At 44.9% G+C, this 7,329-nt stretch carries 6 protein-coding genes; all 6 read right to left on the bottom strand.

The window, feature by feature from the left end:
* Window positions 1–180 precede the first annotated feature (180 nt).
* Entirely contained in the window at window positions 181–726 is a 546-nt protein-coding gene (lepB, locus tag ABCM67_RS14405) for a signal peptidase I (protein WP_147603171.1), read from the bottom strand.
* A gap of 241 nt (window positions 727–967) precedes the next feature.
* A complete protein-coding gene (locus ABCM67_RS14400; protein ID WP_147603170.1) occupies window positions 968–1,858 on the bottom strand; it encodes a hypothetical protein in 891 nt (296 codons plus the stop codon).
* A gap of 99 nt (window positions 1,859–1,957) precedes the next feature.
* Window positions 1,958–2,443: a hypothetical protein gene (locus ABCM67_RS14395; protein WP_147603169.1), complete on the bottom strand. Its 486-nt coding sequence runs from the start codon at window positions 2,441–2,443 to the stop codon at window positions 1,958–1,960.
* A gap of 189 nt (window positions 2,444–2,632) precedes the next feature.
* Window positions 2,633–3,034 (bottom strand): DUF4175 domain-containing protein, encoded by a 402-nt coding sequence (locus ABCM67_RS14390; RefSeq protein ID WP_147603168.1) that lies wholly within the window; start codon window positions 3,032–3,034, stop codon window positions 2,633–2,635.
* Between the two features lie 49 nt (window positions 3,035–3,083).
* On the bottom strand, window positions 3,084–3,392 hold the full coding sequence (locus ABCM67_RS14385) for a hypothetical protein (protein ID WP_147603167.1): 309 nt from the start codon (window positions 3,390–3,392) through the stop codon (window positions 3,084–3,086).
* Between the two features lie 1,512 nt (window positions 3,393–4,904).
* On the bottom strand, window positions 4,905–7,265 hold the full coding sequence (locus ABCM67_RS14380; protein WP_342992947.1) for a DUF927 domain-containing protein: 2,361 nt from the start codon (window positions 7,263–7,265) through the stop codon (window positions 4,905–4,907).
* Window positions 7,266–7,329 lie beyond the last annotated feature (64 nt).

The raw sequence follows: 7,329 nt of genomic DNA, 5'->3' as shown, positions 1-7,329 counted from the left end.
TTTGGGTTTATTTTTCTTCTTTTGGGCTGGAAGCGGATGAAGATTGAATAAACGGGAGGCACTGGTTTTTGACAAGGGATGTTACGAAAAAAATGTCAAAAGGCAGTGCGAAAAAATATAGAAGAAAAACCTTGTGCCTGTATTATACTATATTGTTTTCTTCTTTTCAACGGGATTGTTTTAATCCAGCATCTTAAATCCCTTCCAGTATCTGAACCATGCTTTTGCTACAATGCTGCTCCTTGCCACATAGGGATTGTCCCAATACCTGGAATCCAGCGATTCATTCCGGTTATCTCCAAGCATAAAATAACTATCTTCCGGAACATGAAATTCCATCTCTGGCTCCTCTTCCATTTCTTCACGTATAAAGTAATCATCTAATGCTGTATGGGAACCATTGATATAAACTTTTCCATCCTTTATAAGCACAGTCTCCCCTGGCAATCCGATGACCCGTTTGATATACAGTTCGTCAGGCTCATCCGGAGCATAAAACATGATGATATCGTACCGTTCCGGATTGTTTCCAAACTGGTATGCAATACGGTTCCCAATCAGTCTGTCACCTGTCATCAAAGTGTTTTCCATGGAATCTGATGGGATATAAGCATTTATCAGGATTTTCGTATACAGGAAAATCATTGCAGCAACTGTTATAACAATGATTGCCAGATATCTCAGGCATACATGACTCAATGGCTCATCTGTATTTTTTTCTTCCATATTACATCTTCTTTCTTATATCCAAATCTCGCGATTGCGGCTCCTCAAGACATAGAAACAGCCGCCCCAGTCTGGTAAATGAAGCGGCAATCTCTATCCAACTTTATATTTAATCAGCCATCTATCGACCGTGTTCCCTTTTCACCGCCATAGTAACATGTCATAGCAGAAATGTCAATCAACCCGATTATACATCCAGGAGGTCTGTTTCCAGGCCTCCTGTTCCAAATTCCTTATGATGTTATGATGCTATCTTTCCATCCTTCCTCAGTACTTCCCTGAGTTCCTTTTCTGCCTCGTATGCCTGCTTGTAATGATTCCGTGCATACAGGTCTTCAAAGGTCCGGATATTGCTTTCCAGCATATGTTCCACCCACAGCCACTCTTCCAGGGTAAGGGATATCACATTCCGGATTTCCCCTTCACGCTCCCTTGCTTTTACATTCAAAAGGCCTTTTTCCGTCCTCGTGACCGGTGCATAGTAGTTCCGGATATCAATTTCTACCGGTTTCTCAGAGGCTCCGTCCCAGCGGATAGAGATTTCATACACAAAGTATTTATCGCCGCATTTCCGACGGATAAGTGGCCTCATGCCGGAACTGTAGACTGTCTCTGCCTGGAATCCAGCCTTAGATTCCTCCGCATTCAACTGTCCTGCTTCGTATAGTCTCAAGGCATCCTCGATTGCTGTTATCTGTGCCGCGTTCCTTTGATACCTGCCTAAATTGCTCTCAAGCCAGTTCTTCTGGTTGATTAACAGCCTTTTATTAGTCTGTGCATCCTCCAGGAGCAGTGCTGCCGGAGTCTTTCCTTTTAATGTCCCTGCATTAATCGTAGTCGTGTATGCCGGGCTCTTTGACGGCTCAGATTTCTGTTTCTGTACCGATAACATATCCCGGAGGCTCAGGTTCCGGATTTTCTGGAAGATGGCCGGAAGTTCTTTTACCGGCACATTGGCTGTGGCCGGTCTCTTTTCTTTGCTGATAAGGACAAATTTAAAACGGCTGAACGTATCGTGATGGAAGGTCAGCGGCTCGCTGCCGTCCTTGCATTCTGGTATGGTCAACTCATTCAGCACAAAAAATGTCTGGTTCTTCTGGATACAAACGCATTCTTTTGGATTCTTCATCATAATATAATCTCCTTTTTACGTATAAATTTGGGTATGTAACATTTTTATCCGGGCAGGCCGTCTGTGCAGCCTGCCCGTGTCTTTACCGGTCTATAAATCTTATCGGACCGGGATAGTCGTGAGCACCCGTTTCCAATTCAGCCCAAGGTGGCAGATACCCCATACATAGACCTCCAGCCTTGCGTTGTAATAGACCAGTTCCTCGGATTCATCCAGCAGTATCCTTGCCCCTTCCTCTGGCACCTGGTAATACTCACACGGCTCTATGACCTCACATCTCGTCGTCAGCAGTTCTATGTCTTTCTCCCACCTGGAAGTGTCCTGGTCCTCTTCGGCCCCGGCAATCATCGCCTCCAGTTCCCGGACTCTTTCCATAGCCATCTCCGAACTATAGCCCTCACCCTCGCTGTCCCTGAAATACAGTTCATCGCCATTTACCAACTCCCAGGTCCCCTCATCTTCGGCATTGATGTCGTAGTACTCTGCGTCAACTGCTTCTGCCGCAGCAGAATAGTCTACGAAGCCTGCCTTTATCGCCGCAGGGCTGAGTTCCGCTCCGTGCCAGGTAGTATGTTTCTGTTCCATATGTAAAATCTCCTTTCGTCCTGATTCCTTACCGGTTGTATCATCTATATGTCAAAAGAATCATCCCGTCTGTTTTTTTGCGGGTCCATCTTTTCATCGGGAGCAGGCTGCCGGTCCAGCCCGCCCCAGTCTCCAGATATCCGGGATTCATTCCTCATCCGGGCCATTCCACATCTTTTCTTTATTCCGCTACTGGATATCGTTTCTTTTCAATTCTTCGCCAACATTCCATCCCAACTGACAAATCCCCACGCTCTCTTCCGGGTATTCCAGCAGTGCTTTTCCCCATACCCTCATGAACTCTGTATTGGCCTCCCTGACGGCAGCCAGTTCTTGTGTGCATTCCTTATCAAGCCGTTTCTGGCTTTCCTCCATGACCTCTTCCTCTGACAACATGTTCATCATTTTGCCCTGCTGTACCAGTTCCTGCATCCTGTCCAGCATCATGGACATCTGCGTATCTTCTACAATCTCCTGAGCCTTCTTTGCAAACACCTGGTATCTGTCCCGTACCGCATCATAGGCCTTCTGGATTTCCTTTCTGCATTTCAGGTTTGTGATGTCACTGTAAACTTCTCTTAATGGTCTCATATCAGTATCTCCTTTCGTGGTGTAAAACCGTTTCCTAGCAAAGTCCCTCTTATTCTTCACAAGTTCCCCAAAGTCCCTCACATTCTTCAACGGTAAGGTTCTCTTCCGCCCATTCTCTTGCTTCTTCCTCTGGCAATGGGATAATCTGCTCTCCACCGATGCAGCCACCGCTTTCCAGGCGTTCCGCATATCTGGATGCCGGGCCTCCTTTGCCATGCAGGAAGAACTCTCCGGTTTTCTTCCTATAGAAATCCTCTTCAAAATAGCGATAGTCATTTTTGTAACAACTGCTCTGGTTACTACCAATATATCTGGCCGTGTCTGTGTCATATAATCTTCCATGTAAAATCTTTCTCATGGTCTTATCCTCCTTGTTTTCTTCTTTACATATATAGCCTGCTGGAAAAACGATGCAGGCGTGCGGGTTTTCGTTGATTTTCCTTAGCCCTTGTTGTGCTATGGCATATTTACAGCATACGCATGACGGAATGGTTTTTCTTTACAGTTTCATGGATTTCACCTCCCGGTTTTCTCTTTTCCCTTCCGTTATCCTTTATATGTTGAGGAAATACGGAGGCGTATTTTTTTGCGGATTATTTTTCGGCTGGTGGAAATGACATCTGGGAGGGTGAAACGCGGGAGGAGTTGCAGGCTGGATAGGGTTTGAGAACAAGGTGCAACAGTAGAAACGGAGGCTGCGGCTGGACAGTTGCAGCCGGGCATCGGGAAGGCTGTACGGAAGAACGATTGGCTGGAAACGGCAGCCCTGGGATGGCGTCCTGTGGCAGTGTGGACCAGCGGCAGGGAAGAAGTACAGTGATTGTAGCGGGCAGGTCATGACAGGTTGCCGCATCGGTAGCGGCGATATATGAGGGCAGGATGCGGCAAGAATGGCTGCGATATGTTAAAGGCATCGGGAAATGATTGACGAAGCGTGCCAGCAAGGACTCCTGGACCGGCCTGTGATGGCGGCTGTAGATGAAAAGAGCCTGGTGCGGCCTGATGATGATGGATGCGGACAGGACCTATGGAATAGATTAGATTTATAGATGTGCCGGATACGATTGCCAGATATGATGGTTCTTGTGGCTGGAATATATATGATAACGCCCGGGAAGTTGCTTATATATAAGAAGGTTTACGGCGAATGGCAGGGCTGTATGCCTTGTACTCATCAACACCTGCGGGAGCATTTCGCCTTACCCGGACGGCCTGTTCCCATAGACAATTCCACTGGCAGACTTGGAGTTACTGGCGGCCTGCGCCGTTGTCAGGTTATCCCTACCGGATGGCTGTGGTTCTCTGGCACGAAAACCAATTCTGCGGCTGTGATACAGCACCGGTTCCCCGATAACTTATCGGCTGCGAAAGTGTTTTTTCGTATAAGGCCTCATATCCTACCGATAGCAATACACTACCGATTAATCAATGCCCCATTTGCCCTAGTACTGCCCCAGTACTACCTGGGCACTAATCATTGTATAAACTCCTTCATTTATGCAAAATACAGTATATCTCATATGTATATACACTATATATAGTATATTTATTTATATTATATAGAAAATGCCCTAGTGCCCTAGTGAATGAAGTAATATATATATGAGAAATTTAAAAATAAAAAAAGATTTACTTAAATTTTATTTTTCTCTTCTATATATACTATATTTTTACTCGGGCAGGGCGGGGCACTAGGGCACTGGCCACAAAACAGGCCATTTTTTGCAAAAAATGCTTATTTTTTATTGTTGAAATACTTAACCCTTACTCTCATTGTCCTTGTACTGCCCAGTTATCGCCCGTTCTGCCCCTACTGCCTCATCTCTGAACATAAACAAAGCCCGGGCACTATAACCGGGCTTTGCTTTCATTACTTAAATTCTATTTCTTCAATCTGTAGTTGTCTTTGCGTATTGATTTCGTCTGCCACCTTCAAAAATGGGTTTTGAGGGGCGTTCTCTTCTACTCCAGGCTGTGATAAATCATCCTCATCTGCACAATCGCTATCTATCAGTCTGATATTTACGAGTCTAGGTCTAGTACTGTATATCTTAGAAGGTGTCTTCCTGGTATTTGCGCCCTTATCTGCTCTGATTAAATCATTTTCTCTCAGAAAATCAAAAAACAGTCTCCTGTCAACGCCGCCATCTGCCAGCCATCTATCTAAAACCTCCGGTCTGACACATAACCATCTCTGTTGGTTTTCCATTCTATACAGGCCCCAATACTCTCCAACCCATTTGGCTGGGTCTAACGGGTCCGCGATTCTCTCTGTCAAATTTTCGTCCAATCCCTCAAATCGGTCAGGATTGCCAATCATCAGGTCCTCAAGTTTGTTATAAAATCTTTTTGCTGGTTTGATGGTCTCCTCATCCTCAGTAAAAGAAATCAACTCGTCAATCGTAAACATAATATCGTCTTTAAATAATCTTGTTGCAGCAAGATAATCCGCAAGCATCAGTATCGCCAGTCCCTCAGCCTGTGTCTCTGAATGTCCAATCTCTCGCATACGTGCAACAATCTGCGAAAAAAATTTCTTTTTCATAGCCTGCAACTCATCCAGTTCCATTCCCTGTAGGATTTCCACAAAATCACGTCCGGCAAATCCGTAATTCGTAGCAAAAAACTCTTTCCAATATCCTATTTTTTCTTCCCAAACTTTCGGAAACTGGCTCCCAGATTTCACTGCATAAACTCTTGTGTATGAGCCTCCATTGACCCCGCCTCTGTTTCCATATGAGGTCAGGATAGCCTCAGAATTTACTAGGGATGACAAGCACCAGGACATCTGCGCCCGGTTGCCCATATTCTTTGTTCCTCTCAGTGCTCCGGCTCCATTTGACGCCTGCATAATGAATTTTGGAATCATATTCGGGTCTGCGTTATTGGCATCCTCTACAACCAATGGGATGTTCTTATGTGCATTCATACGAATCTCCATACCGGTCGGTGTTGACTGAGGCGTTAGTGCTATAACGTAGCCCTCTCTAAAATCTCCAAAAATCGTGGCATTGATTGAATCACAAATGGTCTTCCCTGTGTGCGTGTCTCCGTAAATGTTTCCGATAAAACCGTTAACTACATCTGGCAGCATGCCCAGTATAGGGGATGCTAACAGTACTATCGTTGCAAAATTAAACATCTTTACCCTAGTCTGCCTCATCTCCTTGAACTCCCTATACCAGGCCTCTCTGTCGCCCTGTGACTGTGATATAGCCTGTGTCAGTCCTGGGAATTCATCCTCTTTTTCAAATACAAACTCATTATTTGTATATGGCAAGAATTCTTTTTTGTCGCTCGTCCATCCGAATGATGATGCCATTTTATGTATTGGGAGAGCACCCCTCATCGCAGATTCCTCGAGCATAGCGGTTGCATAATCCGTAAATGCCATTGCCCGGCGGCTGTTGATACTGTATCCTTTTTTGGCCAGCGTCATTGCCTCTCGTGAGTCCATCAATGTTGACTGCTCCACAATCTTGTGTCTCCAATCTCCCTGCACACTTTTAAACCTTATACCGCATTTCTCAGCACCGATTGCTCCAGCATCATACGGTTCATATAGACAATCAATCAAAAACGGAAATCTCCCCGCCTCTACCCGTCTTACTGTTTTTCCGCTCTCCTCTAGCATATAAATTCCATCATCGTTGGCAACCCATCCAGGACCAATATAAATATTTTTACAGCCTTCAGGCAGTTCTGTAAATTTTGTCATATTCCCTGTTTCCAGGATTTTTTCTCTTTCTTTTTGTGCTAATTTTTTCCTCTCCTGCTCCGCCATTTCATCATCGTGTTTCTGCCTCTCTTTTATTTCTCTTTTTGCGGCCATACAATTTTTCTTGAAATACCGAACCAGGGCCATTCCGCCTAATTCCTTTGCAAGCATCTCTAACCGATACTGCACTTCATTCCGCCTAATCTCTCCACAGTTTACACTAAATAATATTCTGTACATATCCGAATCGCTGAACTGCTCCGCTCTTGTCACACATCCGATTTCTCCCTTTTTGAAGCAATCGCAATACAGTTCTGTATAATCCTGTAATCCGGGATTCTCCGGTATTTCTTTTTTATTTATTGCAGATGGTCCTGCCTGCGGAACAACTGCATTCTGCCCTCCCTTCATTATATTAATGAAAGTCTGCATCTGCGCTTGCATCTGTTTCTGCATTTCCGGCGGCAACTGGTTCAGCATTGCTGCTACATCTATGTTTAAATTCTCACTCATAATCTTCTCCTCCTGTTCTTTCATGAGATAAAATCAATATGCGTAAAAATCATGTTGATAGTTT

Origin of the sequence: Blautia sp. 2227st1_G12_2227SCRN_220401 (genome assembly GCF_039062885.1) — a bacterium.
GTDB lineage: Bacteria > Bacillota > Clostridia > Lachnospirales > Lachnospiraceae > Blautia_A > Blautia_A fusiformis.
The sequence above is the reverse complement of the archived record's forward strand: the minus strand, read 5'-3'. Positions and strand labels throughout refer to the sequence as shown.